The sequence below is a fragment of the Tabrizicola caldifontis genome (genome assembly GCF_004762095.1).
Taxonomy (GTDB): domain Bacteria; phylum Pseudomonadota; class Alphaproteobacteria; order Rhodobacterales; family Rhodobacteraceae; genus Tabrizicola; species Tabrizicola caldifontis.
This window is the reverse complement of record NZ_SIJH01000006.1, coordinates 124,429-149,746: the sequence shown is the minus strand read 5'-3', so window position 1 is coordinate 149,746 and position 25,318 is coordinate 124,429. Positions and strand designations below refer to the sequence as shown.

Below are 25,318 nucleotides of genomic sequence, written 5' to 3'. Positions count from 1 at the left end.
GCCTATCCCGCCGGGCCATCGATTCCAAGGAGAGAGACAATGACTGTCACCGCTCAGATGGTGAAGGAACTACGCGAATCGACCGGCGCGGGGATGATGGATGCCAAGAAGGCCCTGACCGAAACCAACGGCGACATGGAAGCTGCCGTTGACTGGCTGCGCACCAAGGGCCTGGCCAAGGCCGCCAAGAAGGCCGACCGGGTCGCTGCCGAAGGCCTGATCGGCGTCGCCGTCACCGATGGCCGCGGCGTGGCGATCGAGATCAACTCGGAGACCGACTTCGTCGCCAAGAACGAGGACTTCCAGGCGCTGGTCCGCGACGTGGCGAACGTGGCGCTGACCACCGGCGACTCGATCGAGGTCGTGAAGGCCGCCCATCTGAACGGCAAGACGGTCGAAACCGTCATCCAGGAAGCCATTGCCCGCATCGGCGAGAACATGACTTTCCGCCGGATGCATGTGCTGGAAGGCGACACCGTGGTGTCCTATGTACACAATGCTGCCGCTCCTGGCATGGGCAAGATCGGCGTGCTGGTCGCGCTGAAGGGTGACAAGGCCAAGGCGGAAGAGATCGGCAAGCAGTTCGCGATGCACATCGCGGCAACCGCGCCGCTGTCGCTGTCGGAAGCCACGCTCGATCCCGCCGTGCTGGAACGCGAGCTGGCCGTGCAGACCGCCAAGGCCCTGGAAGAGAACGCAGCTTCGGCCAAACCCAAGCCCGAGCAGGTGATCCACCAAAACATCATCCCGGGCCGGATGAAGAAGTTCCTGGCCGAGAACACGCTGCTTGGCCAGGCGTTCGTGATCAACCCTGACCTGACGGTGGCCCAAGCGGCCAAGGAAGCCGGGGTCGAGATCACCGGCTACGCGCGCGTCGCGGTGGGCGAAGGCGTCGAGAAGAAGCAGGAAGACTTTGCCGCCGAAGTGGCAAAGGCCCTGCAAGGCTGATTGCCCGGACGAACGGGGAAGGGGCCGGAGCCGCAAGGTGCCGGCCCCTTTGCTTTTCGGCGCCCCGAAAATGCAAACGGCGCAGCCCCGGGGAGAGCCGCGCCGTCAGGTTCGTCCCGGGACCCTGGGGATGAGGACACGATGGAACGAACCGGGTTCCCGCCGCACCAGAAACGGACCGGAGAACCTTGCGTCGTATTCGGCGGACCATACATCTGACCTTGGGTAAGGACAGTATGGGAAACCTTACCTGGCCTTATCGCGCTGCGCGGGCCGCGTCGGGCTGTCGTTGGAAGATCATGTTCAGCAATGCGCCCTTGGCCACCGCCTGCGCCGTGGTTTCGACGGACAACGCCTCTCTGGCAAGCCGCAGGAGCTTTTCGACCATGGCAGGACTGACGCCCATGAGAAGCGCCACGTCCTGCGTGGTCTTGCCGTCGGCAACCCATTCCAGAGCTTCACGCTGGCGCGGGCTTAGCGCCCGGTGGCGGGAAAGATGGGGCAGGTGGACAATCGTCAGATGCATCATGTTGGCGACAGCCAGGATCTCTTCGCGTCTTTCGGCAAAGATGCGGTCCACATCCTGGTGGGTCAGGCCGGGGTCGGCAATCATGCCCATTGCGCCCTTCGACCGTGCCGAAACCTCGGGGAAACTGACCGAGATCCCGGCAGTGACACCCATGGCCAGGTTCTGCCGCACGGCCTCGGCTTCTTCTGCGGAAAGGTGTCCGGCTTCGAACGCCTCCTTCACCCATGTCCAGGTGCAGGCGCCCGAATTGCATTCGGCCCAGCGAAAGACGGGGGTCTTTGCATAGAATCCACCGCGGAAATAGCGGTTCACATAGTCAGTGTCGCAGGTGGACAGAAACAGCGCATCGTCCGGATCGCCGATCGTCTTCAGATGGCGGAACCGCGTGAAGCCGTAGTTCACGCGCCGAAAGCCCAGGCTGGCAAAATGTGCGGTCGCCAGCGCCCAGGCTTCATCAATGCTCTGCGTGGCAGCGATGCGGTTCAAGAGAGGCAAAATCGAATGATCTGTCATGGCAATCTTTCCTGTCGCCAGCGCAGCCCTGCGGAGAGGTGGTCTCAGCCTCTGGGCACACCCCGGCGATGCGCGAGTGATACGGAACGCAAGCCGGGCTGTCGAGACTTCGCATGGCGAAATGCCGGCGATGCCGCGACAAGACGGAACTTTTCATCGACACCGGGGCGGGAAATCAAAGTCTTGGTGTCAGATGTGTCACAAGACGGGGCAGGGCATCATGATGATCGAAGATGATCCGCGCCCCAAGCGACTCGGCCGAAGCCTTGCGATAGCCGCCCGTGAACAGCGCCAGCGGAACGTCTGCTGCGTGGGCGGTTTCGGCATCTACCTCGCTGTCGCCAACGAACAGCGCCCGGCGTGCGCCCGTTGCCGCGATGGCGGCCCGCAGCGGGGCAGGATGTGGCTTGCGTTCGGCCATACTGTCTCCGCCGATGAGAGCCCGGAACAGCTGATCAATTCCGAAATGGCGCAGTGCGGCGCGTGCAGGTGCCTGTGGCTTGTTGGTGCAGATAGCCAGGGGATAGCCGCGATCATGCAGATCGGTCAGCATCTCTGCCACAGATGGGTAAAGCGAAGTCATTGCAAAGGCTTCTTCGTAAATACTCAGAAACTCCGAAACCATTGCCGCATGCAGGTCACCGCTATCCGTCATCCCTCGGCTGCCAAGAAGGCGGCTGACCAGCACGCCAACGCCGTTTCCGATGAAGCCCCGGACCACGTCGAAGGGGAAGGGCTCCATGCCCCGGGCGCCGAACACCTTGTTGGCCGCGCAATGGATATCGGGCGCGCTGTCGATCAGCGTGCTGTCCAGATCGAATATCAAGGCAGGCAGATCAGTCACGCGCTGCCTCGGCCGCTGCCCGGATTGCGCGGATGTTGGCGCCATAGGCGGCCGGGGCGTCAGCAGAGCCACCCTTGAACACCGCCGAACCGGCCACCAGCACATCGGCGCCAGCGGCTGCAACCAAGGGCGCCGTCTTTTCGGTGATGCCACCGTCAACCTCGATGTGCACCGGGCGGTCGCCGATCAGGGCGCGCAGGCGTTCCACCTTGGCCACCTGGCTGGCGATGAAGCCCTGACCGCCGAAGCCAGGGTTGACCGTCATGACACAAATCAGATCCACAATGTCAAGAAGATCGGACACCGCCTCGACCGAGGTGCCGGGGTTCAGGGCAACGCCGGCCTTTTTTCCAAGTGCACGAATGGCTTGCAAGGTGCGGTGAATGTGCGGTCCGGCCTCGAGATGTGCGGTGATGATGTCGGCACCGGCCTGAGCGAAGGCATCCAGCCACGGATCCACCGGCGAGATCATCAGATGCACGTCCATCACGCCTTTTATGTGCGGCCGAAGTGCAGCACACATCGCCGGTCCGAACGTCAGGTTCGGCACGAAATGGCCGTCCATGACATCGACATGAACCCAGTCGGCACCCTGTGCCTCGACCGCGCGACATTCCGCGCCGAAGTTGGCAAAATCCGCAGCCAGGATAGAGGGGGCGATCTTGATGGAACGATCGAACATGGCTCAGGCTCCTGTGGGGGTGTGGCGCGTCATATCCCGGGGAGCCCCGGCTTGCCAGAGCCCTTTACATTACATAATACTGATTATGCGATAATCGGATTTGCGCTTACTCCCTGCTCCAAACAGAAACGGCCCGGTCACTTCAACCGGGCCGCTTCGATATTGCGTTTCGATCAGCCGACCAGTTCGAGGCCCGAGAAGAAGAACGCAATCTCGCGCGCGGCCGACGCTTCGCTGTCCGAGCCGTGCACCGAGTTCTCACCCTTCGACAGCGCGAATTCCTTGCGGATCGTGCCGTCGGCGGCCTGGGCCGGATCGGTCGCTCCCATGACTTCGCGGTTCTTCAGGATGGCGTTCTCGCCCTCCAGCACCTGCACCACGACCGGCTCCGACGCCATGAAGGCGCAAAGCTCGCCGTAGAACGGGCGCTCCTTGTGTTCGGCGTAGAATTGGCCGGCCTGGGCGGGCGTCAGGTGGATGCGCTTAGATGCGATGACGCGCAGGCCGGCTTCCTCGAACTTGGCAATGATCTTGCCGGTAAGGTTGCGCTTGGTCGCGTCGGGCTTGATGATCGACAGGGTGCGTTCAATGGCCATCGGGCTCTCCATGGGGTTGCGGCGCGCACGCCGGAATGGGACGGGCGGCTGCTACCACGGCCTGCCCGGCTTGAAAAGGTGCCGCAGCATTGACTGCAGGGCGCGCTTAGGGCACTTCGCCTGCATGCTGAAGATCGAGGACATCACCTACAGCGTCGAGGGCCGCCCCTTGTTCGAGGGCGCGACCGCGAGCATACCGACCGGCCACAAGGTGGGCCTTGTCGGCCGCAACGGCGCGGGCAAGACCACGCTCTTTCGGCTGATCCGGGGAGAGCTTGCGCTGGAAGGCGGCACGATCACCCTGCCCCAGCGTGCCCGCATTGGCGGCGTCGCGCAGGAAGTGCCGTCCTCGGACACCTCGCTGGTGGATACGGTGCTGGCCGCCGATACCGAACGCGCGGCATTGATGGCCGAGGCCGAGACCGCCACCGATCCGCACCGGATTGCCGAGATCCAGGCCCGGCTTTCTGACATCGACGCCTGGTCGGCCGAAGCGCGGGCTTCCAGCATTCTCCGGGGCTTGGGCTTCGATGCTGACAAACAGCGCATGCCCTGTTCCGCGTTCTCGGGGGGGTGGCGAATGCGGGTGGCGCTGGCGGGCGTGCTGTTTGCCCGGCCCGACTATCTGCTTCTGGACGAGCCGACCAACTATCTCGACCTCGAAGGCGCGCTCTGGCTGGAAAGCTATCTTCAGAAATACCCCCACACCGTCCTCATCATCAGCCACGACCGTGGCCTTCTGAACCGCGCTGTGCAGGGCATCCTGCATCTTGACAGCCGCAAGCTCACCTACTGGCAAGGCGGCTACGACCAATTCGCACGCCAGATGGCCGAGCGCCGCGCCGTGTTGCAGGCCGAGGCGAAGAAGGTCGAAGCGCGGCGTGCCCATCTGCAAAGCTTCGTCGATCGCTTCAAGGCCAAGGCCACGAAGGCCGCACAGGCGCAGTCGCGCGTCAAGATGCTGGAGAAGCTGACCCCGGTCACGCCGCCGGAAGAGGCGAAGAAGGTCGCCTTCAGCTTCCCTGCCCCCGAGGAGCTCGCGCCGCCGATCATCAATCTGGACGGGGCAGCGGTGGGCTATGGTGGCCCCCCGGTCCTGCGCCGGCTAAACCTGCGCATCGACCAGGACGACCGTATCGCGCTCCTTGGGCGGAATGGCGAAGGAAAGTCTACACTTTCCAAGCTTCTGGCGGGTAAACTTGAACCGTCCGAGGGCAGGATCGCCCGCTCGTCAAAGCTGCGGATTGGCTATTTCGCCCAACATCAAGTTGACGAGCTGCATCTCGACGAGACGCCCCTACAGCACGTTGTGCGCCTGCGCCCGGACGAGGGGCAGGCCCGCCTGCGCGCGCGGCTGGCGGGCTTCGGGTTGATGGCGGACCAGGCGGAAACGGTAGTGGGTCGTCTGTCGGGCGGGCAGAAGGCGCGACTGTCGCTGCTTCTGGCCACCATCGACGCGCCGCATCTTCTGATCCTCGACGAACCCACCAACCACCTCGACATCGAAAGCCGCGAGGCACTGGTCGAGGCGTTGACCGAATATCCGGGTGCGGTGATCCTGGTGAGCCACGACATGCATCTCCTCAGCCTCGTGGCTGACCGGCTCTGGCTGGTCAAGGATGGGACCGTGACGCCCTATACCGAGGATCTGGAAGCCTACCGCCGCCAGCTTCTGGCGGGTGATGACGAGGTGAAAACCGCGCCGAAACCAACGGAAAAAACAAGGAAAACCAGTCGTGATGAGATCCTTGCCCTGAAGGCAGAGGTCCGCAAGTGCGAGGAGCGGCTGGAAAAGCTGAGCGAGATGCGCGACAAGCTTTCGGCCAAGCTTGCCGACCCCGCGCTTTACGAGGACGCGCGCAAGGGCGAACTGGCCACCTGGAACGCGAAATATGCCGAGGTGATGCAGGCGCTCGACAAGGCCGAGGCGCTGTGGCTTGCCGCGCAGGAACGGCTGGAGGCGGTTGTCTGAGACGCCGATACCCTGGACCTACCGCCAGGCAACGCGCGAATGGCAGGCCTTTCTTGCCCACGCGCGCTAGGCGATGGATCTCGAGACCGACAACCTTGCCTACACCGCCGTCCGGGGCGTCTTGCCGGCCTTCCGGCGACGGCTGACCGCGCAGCAGGCCATCGACCTCGCCCAGGTCCTGCCCAGCGTCCTGCGTGCGCTTTTCGTCGCCGACTGGCAGATCGAGCCGCCCGTCCTGCCCGGCATCCGCGCGGACTGGACGACCGAGGCGATGGCCTTGCGCCCACACCACAATCTGACACCGCCGATCTGCGTCGCGGCGACCGCCTACGCCTTGCGCAAGTCCGTTCTGCGCGCGGATCAGGAGCGGGCGCTGGCCACCCTGCCCCCCATCGCGGCCGACTTCTGGTCAACCCCTGGTCTGGATCCGGCGACCCTCGGCCCGGGCATCGTCTGAGGTTCCGCTTCCCAAAGCGCGGGTTGCCGCCTAGCCTGCGGGAAACTCCCGGGGGACAGATGCCGGAAACCGCCTTTCTCATCACCGCCTTCGCCACGCTGTTCGTGGTGATCGACCCGCCGGGCCTTGTGCCGCTGTTCATCGCCCTGACCCGCGGCATGGCGCCCGACCAGCGGCGGGCCATGGCGCGGCGGGCCTGCCTGATCGCAGCCTTTCTTCTACTCATCTTCGGCCTGGCTGGCGAGGCGATCCTTGCCTTCGTCGGCATCTCGATGCCTGCCTTCCGCATCGCAGGCGGAATCCTGCTGTTTCTCACCGCGCTCGACATGCTGTTCGAGCGCCGTACCCAGCGGCGCGAAGGGCAGCAGGCCGAGCCTGACCACGACCCCTCGGTATTTCCACTGGCAACACCCCTGATCGCGGGGCCCGGGGCGATCGCCACCATGATCCTGCTGGTCGGCCAGGCCGGGCCTGACTGGACCGGCACGCTTTGGGTGCTGGGGCTGATGTTGGTGATGATGGCGGTGACCTTCGCCTTCCTGCTCGCCTCTCCGCCTCTGGAGCGGATGCTGGGCCGCACCGGCACCATCGTCATCACCCGCCTTCTGGGCATGCTGCTGGCGGCCCTTTCGGTGCAGTTCGTGATCGATGGCGTGCGCGGCACGGGACTGATCGGCTGACCTTTCCTTCGCCGCCCCCTACCCCCATATCAGGCGGGAATGGAGACAGGCATGGACGGCGAAACCCTGGCCCGCGTGGGCTATCTGGCAATCATCCTGGTGGCGCTTGGCGGCTGGGTGCTGGTCGAATTCCGCCAGCGCATGGGTCAGGCGCTGCGCATGGCCATGGCTTGGGGGTTGATCTTCGTCGGGATCGTGGCCGGATACGGCCTTTGGTCCGACATCCGCCGCGACATCCTGCCCATGCAAGAGGTGACGCAGACCGGATCGGTCGTGGTGCCGCGCGCGCCGGACGGGCATTATTACCTGACGCTTACGATAAATGGCACGCCGATCAGGTTCATGGTCGATACCGGCGCCTCGGGCATGGTGCTGTCGGACCGGGATGCCGAGCGGCTGGGAATCGCGCCGGACAGCCTGATGTTCCTTGGCCAGGCCAACACCGCAAACGGCGTGGTGCGGACGGCGCGGGTGACCTTGCCGATCGTCGAACTGGGCCCGTTCCGGCACCAGGATTTCCGTGCATTCGTCACCGAAGGCGTGCTGGAACAGTCGCTTCTGGGCATGGACTACCTGGGTCAGTTCCGGATGGAATTTGCCGACGGAAAGCTGATCCTCAGGCCATGACGTCCAGCCCCGGGTTTTCGGCCGCCCCCTTTCCGGCCCTAGTGCCAGGCGTCTGGCATTTCGGCCTTTCTGCGCGCGACGAAGTCATGCAGCGCCTCGCGGATGCCGTCGTCAAGCGGCGGCGGCTGATATTCTGCCAGCCGCTTCTTCCAAAGCCGGTTGGCACGCGTCGCGGCATCGGTTGAGCCGGCAGCCTCCCATTTCTCGAACGGTTCGTTATCCGACAGCTCGCTGTCCCAGAAGGCCGTTTCATAGTGCTTCATCGTGTGGCTGCAACCGAAGAAGTGGTTGCCGGGCCCCACCTCGGCGAAGGCCTCGACGGCAAGCTGGTCTTCGTCGATCCTGACCCCGTCCAGATAGGCGTGCAGCGCGCCACACAGGTCTGCATCCAGCATGAATTTCTCGTAAGACATGGACAACAGGCCATCGAGGAACCCGGCCGAATGCAGGATGAAGTTTGCCCCGCAATGGATTGCTGCCAGCATGGACATGGTGCCTTCCATCATCGCCTGCGCGTCAGGCAGCTTCGACGTGGTGAAATTGCCCGAACACCGCAGCGGCAGGTTCAGCCGACGCGCCAGCTGCCCGATCACTTGCGAACCGATCGCTGGCTCTGGCGTGCCGAAGGTGGGGCTGCCCGATCGCAGCGACATCGAGCTGAGGAAGTTGCCGAAGATCACCGGTGCGCCCTTTCGTTCCAGCTGCGTCAGCGCGCAGCCGGCCATCGTTTCGGCCAAGGCCTGCACGATCCCGCCCGCATTCGTCACCGGCCCCATCGCCCCGCCCAGGATGAACGGCACGATCACCGCCGCCTGATTGGCGCGGGCATAGGCGCGCAATGCCAGCGTCATCGTGCCATCCCAGACCAAAGGCGAATTGACGTTCACATTCCCCAGAATAACGCAATTTTCGTTCACAAACGCCTCGCCAAAGACGATCCGGCTCATCTGGATGCTGTCTTCGGCCCGGCTTTCAGCGGTGACAGAGCCCATGTAGGGCCGATCCGACAATTCGATATGGGCAAGCACCATGTCGAGATGCCGTTTGTTCACGGGCAGATCCGTCGGTTCGCAGATCGTCCCGCCGGAATGGTGAAAGTTCGGCGAAGATTGCGCCAGGCGGATGAAGTTGCGGAAGTCCTCGATCGTCCCGAAGCGGCGGCCGCGGTCCAGATCCATCACGAAGGGGCTGCCATAGGCGGGGGAAAACACCACGTTCCTGCCCCCGATCCGAACCGAATTGGACGGATTGCGGGCATGCTGGGTGAACTCGGATGGAGCTGACTTCAGGATCTCGCGCAGCATGCCGGGTTCGAATTTGACCAGCACGCCATCGACCTTTGCGCCGGCACGGCGCCACAGGTCCAGCGCCGCGGGGTCGTCGCGGAACTCGATCCCCGTTTCGGCCAGAACCCGGTCGGCTGCCTGTTCTATTCGGATCAGGTTCTCTTCAGAGAGCACGTCATAGGTCGGTATGTTTCGCACGATGTAGGGCCGGCCCATGCCGCCCCCCTTTGCCGCCCGTTCCGCCTGCCGTGCCTGCCGGCCCGACCGCACCCTGCCCTCGCCCATTGCCGCTCCTCCAGAAAACTCGACATGGGTGTCAGGTTTGGCGTATCGAGAACTGGGGTCTGGTCCATTTGCGACATCGAGCCACTAAAATCTTGTCAGGTCACCACATCCGGGGCCATCCGGCCGGTGTGATGTGCGATGCCTGCAAGTGCATGGGCTGCGCGAATGACCGGGGCGAGTGCCTCTTGCGGGTCATGGTCAAGACCATCAGGCCCCGGCGCATAGCGTTCCAGATAAACCCGCAGGGTGGCCCCTTCTGTTCCCGTGCCGGAAAGCCGGTATACGATCCGGCTGCCATCCTCGAACATCACGCGCACCCCCTGCCCCGCGCTTACCGACCCATCCACGGGATCGGCGTAGGCGAAATCATCCGCGCGGCTGACCGTCATATGTTCGATGACCTGGCCGGGAAGGCTGCCCAGCGACGCCCGCAGGCCCGCCATCATCGCCTCGGCCGCAGCCGTGTCGATCGCTTCGAAATCGTGGCGGCTATAGTAGTTGCGCCCGAAACTTGCCCAATGTTCGCGCAGGATTTCGGCCACCGACTGCCTCCGGACCGCCAGGATGTTCAGCCACAATAGGATCGCCCATAGCCCGTCCTTCTCGCGCACGTGGTCCGACCCGGTGCCAAAGCTTTCTTCGCCGCAGATGGTGGCACGGCCGGCGTCCAGCAGGTTGCCGAAGAACTTCCAGCCTGTCGGCGTTTCATACCTGGCTATCCCCAGCGCGTCGGCCACCCGGTCCACCGCGGCGCTGGTCGGCATCGACCGGGCCACGCCCTTCAGCCCCCCGGCATAACCTGGGGCCAGATGCGCATTCGCCGCCAACACCGCCAGACTGTCAGATGGCGAGACGTAGATTCCCCTGCCCACCACCATGTTGCGGTCGCCGTCGCCATCTGATGCAGCACCGAAGTCCGGCGCCTCGGGGCCGAACATTTCGTCCATCAGCGCCTTTGCCCAGGTGGGGTTAGGGTCAGGATGCAGGCCGCCGAAATCAGGCAGGGGCGTTGCATTCACGCAAGTCCCCTTCGCTGCGCCCAGCCGATTTTCCAGTATCTCCACGGCATAGGGCCCGGTTACGGCGCACATCGAATCCATCCGCATGCGGAACCCGCCGGCGAACAGGTCGCGGATAGCCGCAAAGTCGAACAGGCTTTCCATCAGGTTCGCATAGTCGGCCACGGGATCGACCACATCCACCACCATTCCGCCCAGCGTTTGCCGGCCGACCTGCGACAGATCGACATCCTGTGCCTCAAGAATGCGGTATTCGGCGATTTCTGTCGTGCGGCGATACATAGCCTCGGTGACGGCTTCGGGCGCGGGGCCGCCGTTGGGCATGTTGAACTTGACCCCGAAATCCTCATTCGGGCCGCCGGGGTTGTGGCTGGCCGACATGATGATCCCGCCGTCCGTCCTGTTCAGGCGGATCAGATGCGATGCCGCCGGCGTCGACAGGATCGCCCCCTGCCCCACGATCACCCGTACCGCCCCGTTCGCCGCCGCCATCCGCAGGATCACCTGCGCTGCGCGGTCGTTGAAATAGCGCCCGTCGCCGCCCAGGACAAAGGTCTTGCCCGCGCAGCCCACCACATCAAAGATCGACTGGACGAAGTTTTCCAGATAGTGCCGCCCCATGAAGACCGGCGTCTTCTTGCGCAATCCGCTGGTGCCGGGCTTCTGACCCGGGATCGGGGTCGTTGCGACAGTGGTGATCATGGCTTTCCTCCCTTGGACGTGCCGGCGAGCGACCGGAACAGAAGAACCGAATGCGCCGGCACATGGGTCATGTCGGATGCCTTGCCGGTGGGCACCAGGTCGGGGCGCGTGGTGTCCAGCAAAAGCTCCCAACCCGGCGCGGTTTCGGGCAGGTGCAACGCGGCGGAAGACCCGGTGTTGAAGACGGCAAAGATCGCATCCGGGCTGGGATCCCCGCCTTCGGCCTGCATCCGCAACTCGACGCACAGGCAGCGGAAGGCCGGGTCGTGCCATTCCTCGGATTGGGGGACCGTGCCGTCTGCCCGGCGCCAGATCACATCCTGCAGGCCGTCCGCAGCGCGCAGGCGGGCATGCAGGAACCGGCGCTGCCGCAGGACGGGCAACGACCGGCGCAGCGCAGTCAACCGTTCGACAAAGGCCTGAAGGTCGCGGTTGGCCTTCGACCAGTCGATCCAGCTCGTTTCGTTGTCCTGCGCATAGGCGTTGTTGTTTCCACCCTGCGAATGCCCGATTTCATCGCCCGCAAGGATCATCGGGACGCCCTGGCTCAGCATCAGCGTGGCCAGCAGGTTCCGTTTGCGCAACGCGCGGGCGGCAAGCACGGCCGGGTCTTGCGTCGGCCCTTCGACCCCCAGATTGTCGCTGTGGTTCTCGTTCTGGCCATCCCGGTTGTCCTCGCCATTGGCGAAGTTTCGCTTGACGGTGTAGCTGACCAGATCTTCCAGCGTAAAGCCGTCGTGGCTGGTGACATAGTTGATCGAGGACGTGGCCGCGCGCCCCGAATGGTCGAAGCGTTCCGCGCTGCCCAGGATGCGCGCTGCAAGATCACGTGTCATCCCCGCATCGCCCTTCCAGAACCGCCGTACCCCATCGCGGAACCTGTCGTTCCATTCCTGGAACGGGTGCGGATAGGCGCCCAGCTGATAGCCGCCGGGGCCGATGTCCCAGGGTTCGGCGATCAACTTGACGCGCGACAGGACCGGATCCTGCCGGATCGCATCGAAGAACCCGCCATTCGGGTCGAAACCGTGCGCCTCGCGTCCAAGAACGGTGGCCAGATCGAAGCGGAAGCCATCGACATGGCCGACTTCGACCCAGTAGCGCAGCGAATCCATCACCATCCGCAGTACCATCGGGTGGGTCAGGTTCAGCGTGTTCCCCGTTCCCGTGTCGTTGACGTAATATCGCCCACCCATCGCCAGCCTGTAATAGCTGGCATTGTCGAGGCCACGGAACGAAAGCGTCGGCCCCCATTCGTCGCCCTCGCACGTGTGGTTGTAAACCACATCCAGGATCACCTCGATCCCTGCGGAATGAAAGCGGCGCACCATGGTCTGGAATTCCCACAGCGCGCCCTTCGACATGTAGCGGGGCTCGGGGGCGAAGAAGGCAAGGGTGTTGTAGCCCCAGTGGTTGCGCAGGCCCCGGGCCACCAGAAAGCGGTCGTCGATGAAGCCCTGAACCGGCAAGAGTTCGATTGCCGTGACGCCGAGCTTCAGAAGATGGTCGATTACCGGGTCACAGCACAGGCCCAGATAGCTTCCGCGCAGGCCCTTCTCGACCCCCGGGTGCAGCTGGGTCATCGACTTGACATGCGCTTCGTAGATCACCGTGTCGATGCGCGGGGTGCACGGCGGCTGGTCGTTGCCCCAGCTGAAACTGGGGTCGGTCACCACTGCCTTGGGCACGGCAAAGGCACTGTCCCGGGTGTCGAAGCTTAGATCCCCGCGCGGGCTGCCGATCTTGTAGCCCATCAGCGCATCCGACCATTTCAGACGCCCCTCCAGAGCGCGGGCATAGGGGTCGAGCAGCAACTTGTTCGGGTTGAAGCGGTGCCCCTGTTCGGGTGCATAGGGGCCATAGGCGCGAAATCCGTAGACGGTCCCGGGGGTCAGGCCTCCGACATGGATGTGCCAGATGTCGCCGTCCCGTTCGATGATGGGCAGACGGCACAGCTCTTTCCGCCCGTCGGAAGAGAACAGGCACAGTTCGATCCTTTCGGCATTGGCCGAAAACACGGCGAAATTCACCCCGTCGCCGGTCAGGCTGGCCCCCATTGGCCAGGGGCGGCCCGGCCCGACCGCATGGCCGGCCAGCCGCGCGGGCGGCGAGACGCCTTGCGAGGTCACGCCACCAACCCTTCGTAAAGGTGCGCATAGGCCTTGGCGCTGTTTTCCCAGCCTACGGGATGGGCCATCGCATTGGCACGCAGCTTCGCCCAAAGCCTGGGCTGGCGGAAAAGCTCCAGCAGCCTTGCCATTGCTTGCCCGAAGGCAAGCGCATCGACCGGATGAAAGGTCACCCCTGTGGCCGCCCCGACCGCCAGAGTTGCGGGCGATGCGCCGATCACCGTATCGGCAAGCCCGCCCACCAGGCTCACCAGCGGCAGTGTGCCGTAGCGCAGGCCATACATCTGCGTCAGTCCGCAGGGCTCGAACCGCGAGGGCACCAGCACGGCATCCGCCCCGGCAAACAGCCTGTGGCTCAACCCCTCGTCATAGCCGATCCGCACGGCTACCCGGCCTGGAAACCGGTCGGCCAGATGCCGCATCGCCCCCTCCAGCCCCGCATCGCCGGATCCGAGCACGATCAGTCCGCCGCCGCCCAGCACGAAATCCGGGATCACCAGCGGCAGAAGGTCGATACCCTTCTGGTCGGTCAGCCGGCTGACCACTATGGCCAGCGGTCCGGGAACCTCCAGCCCGAACTCCTCGCACAGGGCCTTGCGATGCGCGGCCTTGCCGGCGATGGACTTGCGGTCATAGCCCGGATCCTCCCGCGCGGGATCCCAGATGCGCGTGTCCACCCCGTTCAGGATCCCAGAGACCACCGACGCCCGTGCCGCGATCACACCTTCAAGCCCCATGCCGAATTCTGGCCGCATCAGTTCCGCCGCATAGGTGGGCGAAACCGTTGTGATCCGGTCGGCCGTGACCAGACCTGCCTTCAGGCTGGAAATTCCCCCGTAATATTCCAGCGCCTCGGGGTGCCAGGCGTGACCAGGCAGGCGCAGAACCCCCAGCATGTGGGCGGGTGCCCAGCCCTGAAAGGCGATGTTGTGGATGGTCATGACCGTTCTTGTCCCGCCGGCGCCGTGATAGGCCAGGTAGGCAGGGGCCAGTCCAGCCTGCCAGTCATGGGCATGCAGGATGTCCGGCTTCCAGCCGCCCAGCCCCTCGCGCGCGATACGAGCCCCGATCCAGGACAGAGCCGCAAAGCGCACCGCATTGTCGGGATGATCGCCCGATGGCCCCGTATAGGGCCCGCCGTCACGGTCATAAAGGTGCGGTGCGTCCAGCAGCAGCAGCGGCACGCCCGCTACCTCGCCTGACAGCACCCGCCCCGGCCCGCCCCAGAGGTCCGGCTCCTCCAACAGAACCGGCCAGTCGGCCGCCCGGGCCCGGACCGTGCGATATGCTGGCAGAAGCACCCGCATCTCCCAGCCGGTCGCGGTCAGGGCCCCGGGTAGCGCGCCAACCACATCGGCCAGCCCGCCGGTCTTGACCAGCGGAACACATTCCGACGCCACCGATAGCACCCGCCCGCGCACTGTCATGGCGCCCTCTTTCTTCCGTTCTCAAATATCCCACGGGGGTCCGGGGGTGTGAAACCCCCGGGGCCTCCGCCCGCGCGCCGTCAGGACAGTGCCCGCGCCCTGGCGTCGATCATGTCCTGCGTGATCAGCACGATGCCGCCCTCCGACCGGCGGAACCACTTCGCATCTTCCTCCGGGTCCTCGCCCACCACAAGGCCCTCGGGGATCTCCACTCCGCGGTCGATCACGCAGTTCTTCAACTGCGCCTTCCGGTTGACCGTCACCTGTGGCAGGGCCACCACATATTCCAGGCTAGACCAGCTGTGCGTGCGCACACCGGTGAACAGCAGCGAATTCCGCACCTCCGATCCCGAAACGATGCAGTCGCCAGAGACCAGAGAACTGACCGCCATGCCGCGCCGGCCGTCTTCGTCATGAATGAACTTCGCAGGCGGCACGATCTCGGCATAGGTCCAGATCGGCCAGGCGTTATCGTAAAGGTCGAGCTTGGGCACGAAATCGGTCAGGTCGATGTTGGCCTGCCAGAAGGCGTCGATCGTGCCCACGTCGCGCCAGTAAGGCTCGGTTTCCAGACCGCTGGTCACGCAGCTGTCGGCAAAGCGGTGCGCTACGGCCTTGCCGTGCTTCACGATCTGCGGGATCAGGTCGAAGCCGAAATCGTGGGTCGAAGTGTCGTCCGCCATGTCGCGGATCAAGAGGTCGCGCAGGAAGGCCCAGTCGAAGACATAGATCCCCATGCTGGCCAGCGCGTGATCGGGGTCGCCCGGAATGGCTGGCGGATCCTTGGGCTTTTCCAGGAAATCGGTGATCCGCATCGTTGCATCGACATGCATCACACCGAAGGCCGTGGCCTCCTTGCGTGGCACGGTAAGGCACCCGATGGTCACATCGGCCCCCGCCTCGACATGCTGGCGCAGCATGACCTCGTAATCCATTTTATAGATGTGATCGCCGGCGAGGACGATGACGTATTTCACGCTGTAGCTGTCGATGATGTCGATGTTCTGCGCGACCGCATCGGCCGTGCCCCGATACCAGTTCACTTCATCCATCCGCTGGCTGGCGGGCAGGATGTCCAGGTATTCGTTCCGTTCGGCCCGGAAGAAGCCCCAGCCGCGCTGGACGTGACGGATCAAGCTGTGCGCCTTGTATTGCGTGGCGATCGCCATCTTGCGAATGCCGCTGTTCAGCGCGTTCGACAGGGCAAAGTCGATGATCCGTGTCTTGCCGCCGAAATAGACCGCCGGTTTCGCCCGCCGGTCGGTCAGCTCCTTCAACCGGCTGCCTCGGCCCCCCGCCAGAACGAAGGCCATCGCCTGACTGGACAACCGCTGGTTCGGTCTTGGTTTCATTCTTCCCTCCCCTGGCGGTGTATCCCGCCCTTCAGTCCTGTTGCAGATAAAGTGCCGACAAGGGCGGCAGCGTGACAAGCGCCGACTGGGTCTGCCCGTGCCAGGGCGTGGCTTCCGTGACCACACCGCCCAGATTGCCGCGGTTGCCTCCTCCGTAGGCTTCGGCATCGGTGTTCAGGATCTCGCGCCAACGGCCTGCCGAGGGCAGGCCCAGCCGATACTGCCGCTCCACCGGCGTCATGTTCATCAGCGCCACTACGGGCCGGTCGCCGTCGCGCCCTTTCCTGACCCAGGCGAAGACCCCCGCTTCGGCGTCATTCGACTGGATCCAGTCAAAGCCCTCCGGGCGGCAATCATGCACATGCAGGGCGGGGGTCTCTCGATATACCCGGTTCAGGTCGCGGATCAGACGCTGGACGCCATGGTGTTCGGTCAGGTCCAGCTGGTGCCAGTCAAGGCTTTGCGCGTGGTTCCATTCCGCGCCTTGCGCAAATTCCTGCCCCATGAACAGCAGCTTCTTGCCGGGATGCGCCCACATGAAACCATAATAGGCCCGCAGATTTGCGAATTTCTCCCAGGCATTGCCCGGCATCTTGGCCAGCATGCTGCCCTTGCCGTGCACGACCTCGTCATGGGAAATCGGCAGGATGTAGTTCTCCGACCAGGCATAGACCATGCCGAAGGTCATCTGGTGGTGATGGTACTTGCGGTAGATCGGATCCTTCTGGATGTAGGACAGCGTGTCGTTCATCCAGCCCATGTTCCATTTGAACCCGAAGCCCAGCCCGCCCAGGTCTGCGGGTCGCGACACGCCGGGAAAGGCCGTCGATTCCTCAGCCACGGTCATGATGCCAGGACATTCGCCGTAGGCGGTGATGTTCATCGCCCGCAGCATGTCGATCGCCTCGTAGTTCTCCCGCCCGCCATCCCGGTTCGGGATCCATTCGCCAGGTTTGCGGCTGTAATCGCGGTAAAGCATCGAGGCCACCGCATCCACCCGCAGCCCGTCAACGTGGTATTCCTCCAGCCAGTACAGGGCGTTGCTGACCAGGTAGTTCTTCACCTCGGTCCGGCCATAGTTGTAGATCAGGGTGTTCCAGTCCTGATGGAACCCCTCGCGCGGGTCGGCGTGTTCGTAAAGCGCCGTGCCGTCGAAGCGGCCTAGGCCATGGGCATCCGTCGGGAAATGCCCCGGCACCCAGTCGAGGATCACGCCCAGGCCCTTGCGGTGCGCTGCATCGACGAAGGCGCGGAACTCGGATGGCGTGCCGTGGCGGATCGTGGGGGCGAACAGGCCTACCGGCTGATAGCCCCATGAGCCATCAAAGGGATATTCGCTGACCGGTAGGCATTCGATATGTGTGAAGCCCATGTCGGCGGCGTAATCGACCAGCTGTTCGGCCAGTTCCAGATAACTCAGCATCCGGTTGCCCGGCGCGCGCTTCCAGGATCCCAGATGGACCTCGTAGATGCTGATCGGCGCGTCGATGGTCTGCCTTGAAGCACGCCCGTCCATCCAGCCGCCATCATGCCAATCACCGCGGATTGTCCTGACAACCGAGGCATTTGCCGGCGGATGTTCAGATCCGAAGCCGACCGGATCGGCCTTCAGCGGCACGATCTGCCCACCCGGCCCCCTGATCTCATACTTGTAGGCCGTGCCCTCGCCCAGGCCGGGCATGAAGATTTCCCACACCCCCGTTGCGCCCCGCCGCCGCATCGGGTTGCGTCGCCCGTCCCAGACATTGAAATCGCCCACGACCGAGACCCGTTCTGCGTTCGGTGCCCAGACGGCAAAATGCACGCCCTCGACCCCTTCATGCGTCATCACATGCGCCCCCAGGGCCTGCCACAGCCGGCGATGCGTACCTTCGCCCAGCAGATATTCGTCCAGCTGGCCCAACACCGGGCCGAACCTGTAGGGGTCGTCAAATTCCCATTGGGTTCCGTTGCCTTCGGCGCGAAACCTGTAGTCTGTCCTGCGCGCCATACGGTGCGTGAAAAGACCCGGAAGTTCCGGATATGGCGATGCTTCTGCCGCCGTCTTGCCCGTCAGCACCCAAAGGCGCTCTGCCCCCGGGACGAAGGCGCGCACCTCCCAGCCCTTCGCCACCTTGTGCGGCCCCAACACTGCGAAGGGGTCGCCATGCCGGCCCCCGGCAATCGCCTCGGCTGCGCCCCGGTCCAATGTCGTCTCAGCCATGCTTCCCTCCCCCGAAAGCCGCCGGAGCGTGTTACAGCGCCGATGTCGTCTGCCAGATCTCTTCCATGTAACCGCGGATCGTCCGGTCAGAGGAGAAGAACCCGCTTCGCGCCGTGTTCAGCGCCGCCATCTTCCACCAGCGCGCCGGGTCGGCATAGGCCGCATCCACCTGCGCCTGCGTCGCGTGATAGGCCGCGAAATCCGATGCCACGAGGAAATAGTCGTGGTGCCAGACCCTGTGCACCAGCTGATGATAACGTTCGGGTTCGTCGGGGCTGAAACGTCCCTCGGCGATCATCTGCAGCACATCCATCAGCGGCTGGCTTGCCTCGATGGCCTTTCTGGCATGGTCGGGATCCTCGCGCCGCCTGGCCACTTCTTCCGCGGTCAAGCCGAACAGGAAGAAGTTCTCTGCGCCAACTTCTTGCAATATCTCGACATTCGCGCCGTCCAGCGTGCCGATTGTCACCGCGCCGTTCATCATGAACTTCATGTTCCCGGTGCCCGACGCTTCCTTGCCGGCGGTCGAGATCTGTTCCGACAGGTCGGCAGCCGGGATCACCCGTTCCGCCATCGTGACATTGTAGTTGGGCGGATAGACGATCTTCAGCAAATCCCCTGTGACCGGATCATTGTTAACAATCAATGCCACATCATTGATAAGGCGAATGATTTCCTTTGCGACGGCATAGCCGGGTGCGGCCTTGCCACCGAAGATCTTGACGCGCGGCACCCAGGGCTCCCTCGGGTTCGCGCGTATTCGATGCCAATGGGCGACGGTTTCCAGGATGTTCAGCAGCTGGCGCTTGTATTCGTGGATGCGCTTGACCTGCACGTCGAAAACCGCATCGGGCGAGACCTGCACCCCCAATTGGCGCCCGATCCAGTTTGAAAGCTCGACCTTGTTCGCCCGCTTGGCGGCCGCGAAATCGGCCCGGAAACCGGCGTCTTCGACATGCGGCTCAAGTTCGCGGAGGCGGTCGAGATTGGCCTCCCACCCGGTTCCGATCGTTTTGGTGATCAAGGCCGAAAGCGGCCGGTTCGCCATCCGCAGCCAGCGGCGCGGAGTGACGCCGTTGGTCTGGTTCACGATCCGACCGGGATGCAGCGCGTGCAGTTCAGGAAAGAGGGTCTTCTTCACCAGATCGGTATGCAGCGCGGAAACGCCGTTCACCTTGTGCGACATGATGAAGGCCAGCTCTCCCATCCGCACTTCCTGGTGCTTGACGATACCCACATAATGCGGACGGCTGGGATAGGCGCGGCGATGCCAGCTGTCGATCCGTTCCACGATCTGCATGTGCCGCGGCAGAACGGTCCCGAACGTATAGGTCGCCCAGCGTTCCAGAGCCTCGGGCAGAAGCGTGTGGTTGGTGTAGCCCAGGCAGGCCCGCGAAATGGTCAGCGCCTCGTCAAACGGAAGGCCGTGATCATCCGTCAGCAGACGGATCAGCTCTGGCCCCGCAATTGCGGGATGGGTGTCGTTCATCTGGATGGCAACATGCCTCGGCAGCGCGCGCAGGTCGGAATGGCTGGCCAGGAACCGGCGCAGGATGTCCTGCAGCGCGGCTGAGGTCAGGAAGAATTCCTGCTTCAGCCGCAGCACCTTGCCCTGGTAGGTCGTATCGTCCGGGTAAAGAACCCGGCTCAGCGTGCGCGCCAGCGTCTCGGGCTCGGCCGCAGCCGTGTAGTCGCCGCGGTTGAAGCGTTCCAGATCGAACTGCGTTGTCGCCTTGGCCCCCCAAAGCCGCAGCGTATTGGCCCACTTGCCCTGCCAGCCGATGACCGGCGTGTCATGCGCCTCGGCGATCACGGTTTCGCCCGGGTGCCACACCTCGCGTCCGTCGCGCGATGCCACATGGCCCATGAAACCGATGGTATAGGCACTTTCGGGCCGGGCGAATTCCCAGGGATGTTCCTGGGCAAGCCAGTTCTCCGGGGTCTCGATCTGGCGCCCGTGGTCGAACCGCTGGTGAAACAGCCCATGCTCGTAGCGGATTCCGTAGCCATAGGCGGGGCAGCCGAGCGTCGCCATCGATTCCATGAAGCATGCCGCAAGGCGACCAAGCCCCCCGTTCCCCAAAGCCGCATCGGGTTCGTCGTCGATCACCGCGCGCAGATCGACGCCAAAGGCTGCCATCGCATCCTGAGCGGCATCGTAAAGACCAAGGTTGATCGTCGCGTCCTCCAGAATCCGGCCGATCAGGAATTCCATCGAAAGATAGTAGACACGCTTGTGGTCTTCCGCCCAAGTGCGGCGTGTCGATGCGAACCAGGGCTCGACGATGCGGTCACGGATCGCATGGGACAAGGCGATGCGCCAGTCATGCACACTGGCATGCGGAGCATCCTTGCCGACCGTGAACATCAGATGGCGCAGGATATCGGCCTGCAGAAGGTTCGGGGTCACGCTCAGATCGGTCACGGTTCTGTCCAGCATGTCAGTTCGTTCGCAAAGCCTAAGCGCCGCAGGACGGCGGTCAAGCAGTCAGTCGGGCCCTGCGATGGGTGTCCAACATGAACAGGACCATTCAAACCGGTTTTGTGTTACCGCAACCATAACTCCTGTCTACTGTTATGTTTCAAATGTCTGCTCTGATTAATGCCGTTTCAAACCGGTTTGATTCATTGCGTCGGGCCAAGGGTATGGATCCAAAAGGGAAACCGGTACGGACACCCCGGACTCGGCCCATGCCGCGGCGCACCACAGCGGGATTCGTTCGGCCAGTCGGGACGACTGGGCCAAGCGCAGATAGACATGCAACCCTGCCCAGCCCTTCGGCAGCATCATGATTCTCGCCCTGACCCGGGTGATCGCCGCGCAAACTGGCATGGGGGAAAGGAAATGTGATCATGTCGATGTTGCGAAACCCGCACAACCCTGCCACAGCGCCGCAGGATCGTCGTGAAGCGGGTTTGCCAACGCTCGCAAGCGACGCAATATATGCAGAACGCGACAACCAGAGCCAGAGCACGGAGCAGTCAGATGGCCTCTTCCCCAGCAAGCCCCCAGCAAGGCGGCACTTCGGGTCAGACCCCCCAGCAGCAGGGTCAGCAGACCGGTACCCCCACCCAGCAGGCCGGTCAGACGGTCTTCAGGGACTGGGCGTCGATCTGATACCTGGCGCGCCGTTGACAAGCCGGGGGCCAGCCGCAAGTCTGGCCCCCTGTTCGTTTCGGCCGCGCCCAGCATGACCAGCCCTGTCTCGACGATCCCGAACCTTGGCCCCGCTTCTGAGGCAGCCTTCGCGCGTGCCGGCATCACCAGCGCCGAGGAACTTCGCGCCATTGGCCCCGATGAAGGTTATCGCCGGCTGCTTGCTGCGGGCACACGGCCACATTTCATTGGCTATTATGTGCTGGTGATGGGCTTGCAGGGCCGCCCCTGGAACGACTGCAAGGGCGAAGAAAAGAAGGCCCTCCGCAAACGTTTCGATGCCCTGTGCGCCACCTTCAACCGGTCCGACGCAAAACTGCGCGCCGATCTGGAACAAGCGCTGGACATGCTCGGTGTTGTCGCGCGAAGCTGAGTCCTGCGCCACGCCCGCAGTTCTGAGTGTAAACTGGTGCCCCCAGAGAGATTCGAACTCCCGACCTTCGGTTTACAAAACCGCTGCACTACCGCTGTGCTATAGGGGCTACGCGTGCCGTAGATATGCCATTGGCGCCGCAAGTGCAATCGGCTCTGAATGTGCCGCGCTTCCGGTCGGTGTGCCAGCAGGGGTGGTCGCGAGAGAGAGTGAAGCGCGCAGGATCAGCGGCCCGTGCGGGGTGCGGGGCGATCAGTCCCGCTCGCCCCTGGCAACGATCACCACGGCAATCATCCCGACCGCCATGACCAGCAACGCCGCCGGCGCCGCCTCGGACAGACGTTCCAGGCTTGCAAGCTCGAAGACCCGGGTAGACAGCGTGTTATAGTTGAAGGGCCGCAGCAGTAGAGTTGCGGGAAGTTCCTTGACGCAATCGACGAAAACGACCAGCAACGAGGTAACAACCGAACTTTTCATCAGCGGCAGATAGACCGCCCCCAGCGTGCCGCCGGCCGTCCTGCCCAGCGACCGGGCCGCCATCGGCAGCGAGGGCGAGACCCGGCCGAAAGCCGCATCCACCGCCCCCTGAGCTATCCCGAAGAAGCGCACCATGTAGGCCAGCCCCAAGGCAAAGGCAGTTCCGGTGATCATCAACCCGGGGTCCCAGCCGGTCAGGGACAGGACTGCATCAGCCAGGCGATGATCGACAGCGGCGAGTGGCACCAGCAATCCCAAGGCCAGAACCGCCCCCGGCGCGGCATAGCCGATCAGCGTAAGGGGCAGCAGCCAGCGCACCATGGCCGATCCGGCCAGCCGCAGCGCATAAACAAGATAGAGCGCGGCGCCGACCGTCGCCAGCGCCGCAAGGCCCCCGACAACAAGAGTATTCCGCAGCGCCTCCACAAGTCCTGGCGCCAGCCAGCCGTCTGGTGCCTGCATGGCATGGGCCAGCATCACGGCCACCGGCAGCACGAAACCGCCCGCAAAGGGCAGCAGGCAAAGCGCCGTTGCCAGCCAGCGCCGGGCACCCAGGATCTGCTGGCGTTGCACCGGGCGCAGTGCCCGGCTGGTCTGGTGGAAGCGCGCGCCGCCGCGACCGGCACGCTCCAGCCCGACAAGCAGCAGGATCAGCAGCAGGATGACCCCGGAAATCTGCGCCGCACCACCTGCGTTGCCGGCATTCAGCCAGGTCGAGAACACCCCCGTCGTGAGCGTCTGCACCCCGAAATGATATACGGTGCCGTAGTCGGCTACGGTCTCCATCAGGGCAAGCGCAACGCCTGCGGCGATCGCCGGGCGGGCCAGGGGCAGGCCGACCCGCAGGAACATGCCCCATGGTCCGCACCCCAGCGCACGGGCCACTTCGTAGGTGGCGCCAGACTGTTCGCGCCAGGCTGCGCGCGCCAGCAGATAGACATAGGGATAAAGGGCAAAGGACAGCACAAGGATCGCACCGGGCAACGAACGCGCCTGGGGGAACCAGTAGTCCCGGGCCGATGTCCATCCGAAGGTATTCCGCAGGGCCGTTTGCAGCGGGCCCGCGTAATCAAGAAAATCGACCAGGGCGTAGGCCCCGACATAGGCCGGGATGGCCAGGGGAAACAGCAATGCCCAGGACAGCCAGTTGCGGCCTGGAAAGCGGTATTGGCTGACCAGCCAGGCCGCGCCGGTACCCATCGCCGCCGACAGGGCGGCAACCCCCAGCATCAGCACAAGCGTGGTGCCCAGATAGCGTGGCAGCACCGTGGCCATCAGATGCGGCCAGATGTTCTCGGTCGGGGTAAGGGCGATCCAGAAGATCGAGCCGATCGGGGCAAGCACGATCGCAGCGATCAGAAGGGCACCGGGTGTCCACAGATCCATGCGGAACCGGGGTCGCGGTGGGTCAAGTTGACTGAAATGCTCGGTCATTGCGACCCGCTTACAGGAAAGGCGTTTGACTGTCCAGAAAAGCCCATCCCATATAGTGCGGAAAAAGGCTGCACCCCAGCCATACAGGGATCGACCCGAAAGCAAGGCCCATGCGCATCGCCTATCACCTTGGTGCCCACTGCACCGACGAGGATCGACTTATCCGCTGCTTTCTGAAGAATCGTGCGGTGCTTGCCGAACAGGGCATTCTGGTGCCCTCTCCGACCCGCTATCGTCGGCAGGTGCGCGAAATATCCGACAAGCTTGGCGGTCAGGTGGCAACACCGGAGACACAGGCGATGATGCTCGAGCAGATCATTGATGATGCCGAAGGCGAACGCATCGTGCTGTCATGGGACAGTTTCATGGGATTTCCCACCTGGGCTGTGGGCGAGACCTTCTACCCCAGGGGTGGCGAGATCATGCGCGCCATCACGCGGATTTTCCCCGACCACAGTTCCGAGTTCTTTCTTGCCATCCGCAATCCTGCCACGTTCCTGCCGGCGCTGCAGGCAAAAATCGACGCAAAGGGCAGCGCGTCCGGCCCTCGGGCGATGGTTTCGGCGATTGATCCGTTCAGCCTGCGCTGGTCCGACACGGTGCGCCAGATCCTGCGCAACAACCCGGGCGTTCCCCTGACGGTCTGGTGCGACGAGGAAACCCCACTGATCGAACCGGAAATCATGCAGGCGATCTCGGGGCATGCGGCAGGAACATTGCTGGCCGATTCCGATGAGGTGCTGGCGCAGATCATGACCGACATCGGCATCGCAAGGATGCGCAACTATTGCAAGGAACACCCACCGCAGTCCGTTTCGCAGCGGCGGCGGGTGGTCACGGCCTTCCTGGAAAAATTTGCAAGGCCAGAGCGGGTCGAGGTCGAGATCGACGTGCCCGGCTGGACCGATGAAACCGTCGCGCAGCTGAGCGATCTGTATCTGCGCGACGTCGCCTATATTTCCGGCATGGCCGGTGTCAGATTGATCGAAGCCTGAAGCGCGGGACGCGCTTCGCGGCCCTAGGTCATGCCAAGTGCGGCCTTGTACATTTCCAGAACCGCCTCTTCCTCGGCGATCTCGTCGGGCTTGCGCTTGCGCAGGGCGATGACCTTGCGCATCACCTTGGTATCGTAGCCGCGGCCCTTGGCTTCGGCCATCAGCTCTTTCTGCTGTTCGGTGACGTCCTTCTTCTCGGCCTCCAGCTGTTCGTAGCGCTCGATGAACTGGCGCAGTTCGTCCGCGGTCACGGCGTATTGCTCGGTCGGATCGGCCATCGCATGTCCTTTGTGCTTGGGGGTCAGGCGGTTCCTACCCTGCCCCGCCCCGCAGGTTCAAGCGGCATCCGCGCGCAGCTTGCGAAGCAGTGCCGAACCGGGTAGCCAGACCCCGGTGGCGACTGGGAACGGCATACATGCAGGCATTGATCTGGGCAGGGGCAGCGTTGACGATGGCAGGGCTGGCGGGCATTGGCTACTGCGTGGTCAGGGCCATGCGGGCCAGGCATGCCGGGCTTGACGACACGGCGATGCGCGCGGAACTGCAACGGGTGGTGTTGATCAACATGGCAGCCATGGGGGTTTCTGCCCTTGGTCTGGCCATGGTCGTGACGGGCATATTGCTTGGCTGA

The 25,318-nt window shown here is 63.9% G+C and carries 21 protein-coding genes and 1 tRNA gene; 8 read left to right on the top strand and 14 right to left on the bottom strand.

What is annotated here, in order from left to right:
- Positions 1 to 39 precede the first annotated feature (39 nt).
- Positions 40 to 948 carry a translation elongation factor Ts gene (tsf, locus tag EYB42_RS06825; protein WP_135449120.1) on the top strand — a complete coding sequence of 303 codons (909 nt, stop codon included), beginning with the start codon at positions 40 to 42 and terminating at the stop codon, positions 946 to 948.
- A 256-nt stretch (positions 949 to 1,204) separates the two neighbouring features.
- Here tsf and EYB42_RS06820 read toward each other — a convergent pair whose 3' ends face one another.
- The 4 genes from EYB42_RS06820 to ndk all read right to left on the bottom strand — a co-directional run bounded on the left by EYB42_RS06820 (position 1,205) and on the right by ndk (position 4,112).
- Positions 1,205 to 1,990 (bottom strand): helix-turn-helix transcriptional regulator, encoded by a 786-nt coding sequence (locus EYB42_RS06820; RefSeq protein WP_135449119.1) that lies wholly within the window; start codon positions 1,988 to 1,990, stop codon positions 1,205 to 1,207.
- Positions 1,991 to 2,165: 175 nt separating this feature from the next.
- The gene (gene gph / locus EYB42_RS06815) at positions 2,166 to 2,834 is read right to left on the bottom strand and encodes a phosphoglycolate phosphatase (protein WP_240784005.1); all 669 of its coding nucleotides are present in this window, start codon (positions 2,832 to 2,834) and stop codon (positions 2,166 to 2,168) included.
- Entirely contained in the window at positions 2,827 to 3,516 is a 690-nt protein-coding gene (gene rpe, locus EYB42_RS06810; RefSeq protein WP_135449118.1) for a ribulose-phosphate 3-epimerase, read from the bottom strand. Before rpe ends, gph begins: the two co-directional genes overlap by 8 nt.
- A gap of 173 nt (positions 3,517 to 3,689) precedes the next feature.
- Positions 3,690 to 4,112 carry a nucleoside-diphosphate kinase gene (gene ndk / locus EYB42_RS06805; RefSeq protein ID WP_135449117.1) on the bottom strand — a complete coding sequence of 141 codons (423 nt, stop codon included), beginning with the start codon at positions 4,110 to 4,112 and terminating at the stop codon, positions 3,690 to 3,692.
- A gap of 124 nt (positions 4,113 to 4,236) precedes the next feature.
- On the opposite strand from ndk, the gene EYB42_RS06800 reads away from it, so the two are divergent.
- The 4 genes from EYB42_RS06800 to EYB42_RS06785 all read left to right on the top strand — a co-directional run bounded on the left by EYB42_RS06800 (position 4,237) and on the right by EYB42_RS06785 (position 7,848).
- Positions 4,237 to 6,084 carry an ABC-F family ATP-binding cassette domain-containing protein gene (locus EYB42_RS06800; RefSeq protein WP_135449116.1) on the top strand — a complete coding sequence of 616 codons (1,848 nt, stop codon included), beginning with the start codon at positions 4,237 to 4,239 and terminating at the stop codon, positions 6,082 to 6,084.
- 73 nt (positions 6,085 to 6,157) lie between these two features.
- Positions 6,158 to 6,541, top strand: a complete 384-nt coding sequence (locus tag EYB42_RS06795) for a DUF2267 domain-containing protein (RefSeq protein ID WP_135449115.1) — start codon at positions 6,158 to 6,160, stop codon at positions 6,539 to 6,541.
- 59 nt (positions 6,542 to 6,600) lie between these two features.
- A complete protein-coding gene (locus tag EYB42_RS06790) occupies positions 6,601 to 7,221 on the top strand; it encodes a MarC family protein (protein WP_135449114.1) in 621 nt (206 codons plus the stop codon).
- 51 nt (positions 7,222 to 7,272) lie between these two features.
- A complete protein-coding gene (locus EYB42_RS06785; protein WP_135449113.1) occupies positions 7,273 to 7,848 on the top strand; it encodes a retropepsin-like aspartic protease family protein in 576 nt (191 codons plus the stop codon).
- 38 nt (positions 7,849 to 7,886) lie between these two features.
- On the opposite strand, the gene EYB42_RS06780 is transcribed toward EYB42_RS06785, so the two are convergent.
- The 7 genes from EYB42_RS06780 to EYB42_RS06750 all read right to left on the bottom strand — a co-directional run bounded on the left by EYB42_RS06780 (position 7,887) and on the right by EYB42_RS06750 (position 20,691).
- A complete protein-coding gene (locus EYB42_RS06780; RefSeq protein WP_135449112.1) occupies positions 7,887 to 9,419 on the bottom strand; it encodes a trimethylamine methyltransferase family protein in 1,533 nt (510 codons plus the stop codon).
- A 95-nt stretch (positions 9,420 to 9,514) separates the two neighbouring features.
- A complete protein-coding gene (locus tag EYB42_RS06775) occupies positions 9,515 to 11,140 on the bottom strand; it encodes an alpha-D-glucose phosphate-specific phosphoglucomutase (RefSeq protein ID WP_135449111.1) in 1,626 nt (541 codons plus the stop codon).
- Entirely contained in the window at positions 11,137 to 13,269 is a 2,133-nt protein-coding gene (gene glgX / locus EYB42_RS06770) for a glycogen debranching protein GlgX (RefSeq protein ID WP_276605852.1), read from the bottom strand. Before glgX ends, EYB42_RS06775 begins: the two co-directional genes overlap by 4 nt.
- On the bottom strand, positions 13,266 to 14,696 hold the full coding sequence (glgA, locus tag EYB42_RS06765; protein WP_135449110.1) for a glycogen synthase GlgA: 1,431 nt from the start codon (positions 14,694 to 14,696) through the stop codon (positions 13,266 to 13,268). The genes glgX and glgA overlap by 4 nt, the downstream gene beginning before the upstream one ends.
- 80 nt (positions 14,697 to 14,776) lie before the next feature.
- Entirely contained in the window at positions 14,777 to 16,048 is a 1,272-nt protein-coding gene (gene glgC, locus EYB42_RS06760) for a glucose-1-phosphate adenylyltransferase (RefSeq protein ID WP_135449109.1), read from the bottom strand.
- 31 nt (positions 16,049 to 16,079) lie between these two features.
- The gene (gene glgB / locus EYB42_RS06755) at positions 16,080 to 18,251 is read right to left on the bottom strand and encodes a 1,4-alpha-glucan branching protein GlgB (protein ID WP_135449108.1); all 2,172 of its coding nucleotides are present in this window, start codon (positions 18,249 to 18,251) and stop codon (positions 16,080 to 16,082) included.
- Between the two features lie 31 nt (positions 18,252 to 18,282).
- Entirely contained in the window at positions 18,283 to 20,691 is a 2,409-nt protein-coding gene (locus tag EYB42_RS06750; RefSeq protein WP_135449107.1) for a glycogen/starch/alpha-glucan phosphorylase, read from the bottom strand.
- A 751-nt stretch (positions 20,692 to 21,442) separates the two neighbouring features.
- Between EYB42_RS06750 and EYB42_RS06745 the strand changes: the two genes are divergently transcribed.
- Positions 21,443 to 21,781: a TfoX/Sxy family protein gene (locus tag EYB42_RS06745; protein WP_135449106.1), complete on the top strand. Its 339-nt coding sequence runs from the start codon at positions 21,443 to 21,445 to the stop codon at positions 21,779 to 21,781.
- Between the two features lie 34 nt (positions 21,782 to 21,815).
- On the opposite strand, the gene EYB42_RS06740 is transcribed toward EYB42_RS06745, so the two are convergent.
- Together EYB42_RS06740 and EYB42_RS06735 are read right to left on the bottom strand one after the other, a co-directional pair.
- A tRNA-Thr gene (locus EYB42_RS06740) sits at positions 21,816 to 21,890 on the bottom strand.
- Between the two features lie 143 nt (positions 21,891 to 22,033).
- Positions 22,034 to 23,692 carry an ABC transporter permease gene (locus tag EYB42_RS06735; RefSeq protein WP_135449105.1) on the bottom strand — a complete coding sequence of 553 codons (1,659 nt, stop codon included), beginning with the start codon at positions 23,690 to 23,692 and terminating at the stop codon, positions 22,034 to 22,036.
- 110 nt (positions 23,693 to 23,802) lie between these two features.
- Here EYB42_RS06735 and EYB42_RS06730 point away from each other — a divergent pair, with 110 nt between their 5' ends.
- The gene (locus EYB42_RS06730) at positions 23,803 to 24,687 is read left to right on the top strand and encodes a hypothetical protein (protein ID WP_135449104.1); all 885 of its coding nucleotides are present in this window, start codon (positions 23,803 to 23,805) and stop codon (positions 24,685 to 24,687) included.
- A 23-nt stretch (positions 24,688 to 24,710) separates the two neighbouring features.
- On the opposite strand, the gene EYB42_RS06725 is transcribed toward EYB42_RS06730, so the two are convergent.
- Positions 24,711 to 24,965 carry a DUF2312 domain-containing protein gene (locus EYB42_RS06725; protein ID WP_135449103.1) on the bottom strand — a complete coding sequence of 85 codons (255 nt, stop codon included), beginning with the start codon at positions 24,963 to 24,965 and terminating at the stop codon, positions 24,711 to 24,713.
- A 137-nt stretch (positions 24,966 to 25,102) separates the two neighbouring features.
- Between EYB42_RS06725 and EYB42_RS06720 the strand changes: the two genes are divergently transcribed.
- Entirely contained in the window at positions 25,103 to 25,318 is a 216-nt protein-coding gene (locus EYB42_RS06720; RefSeq protein ID WP_135449102.1) for a hypothetical protein, read from the top strand.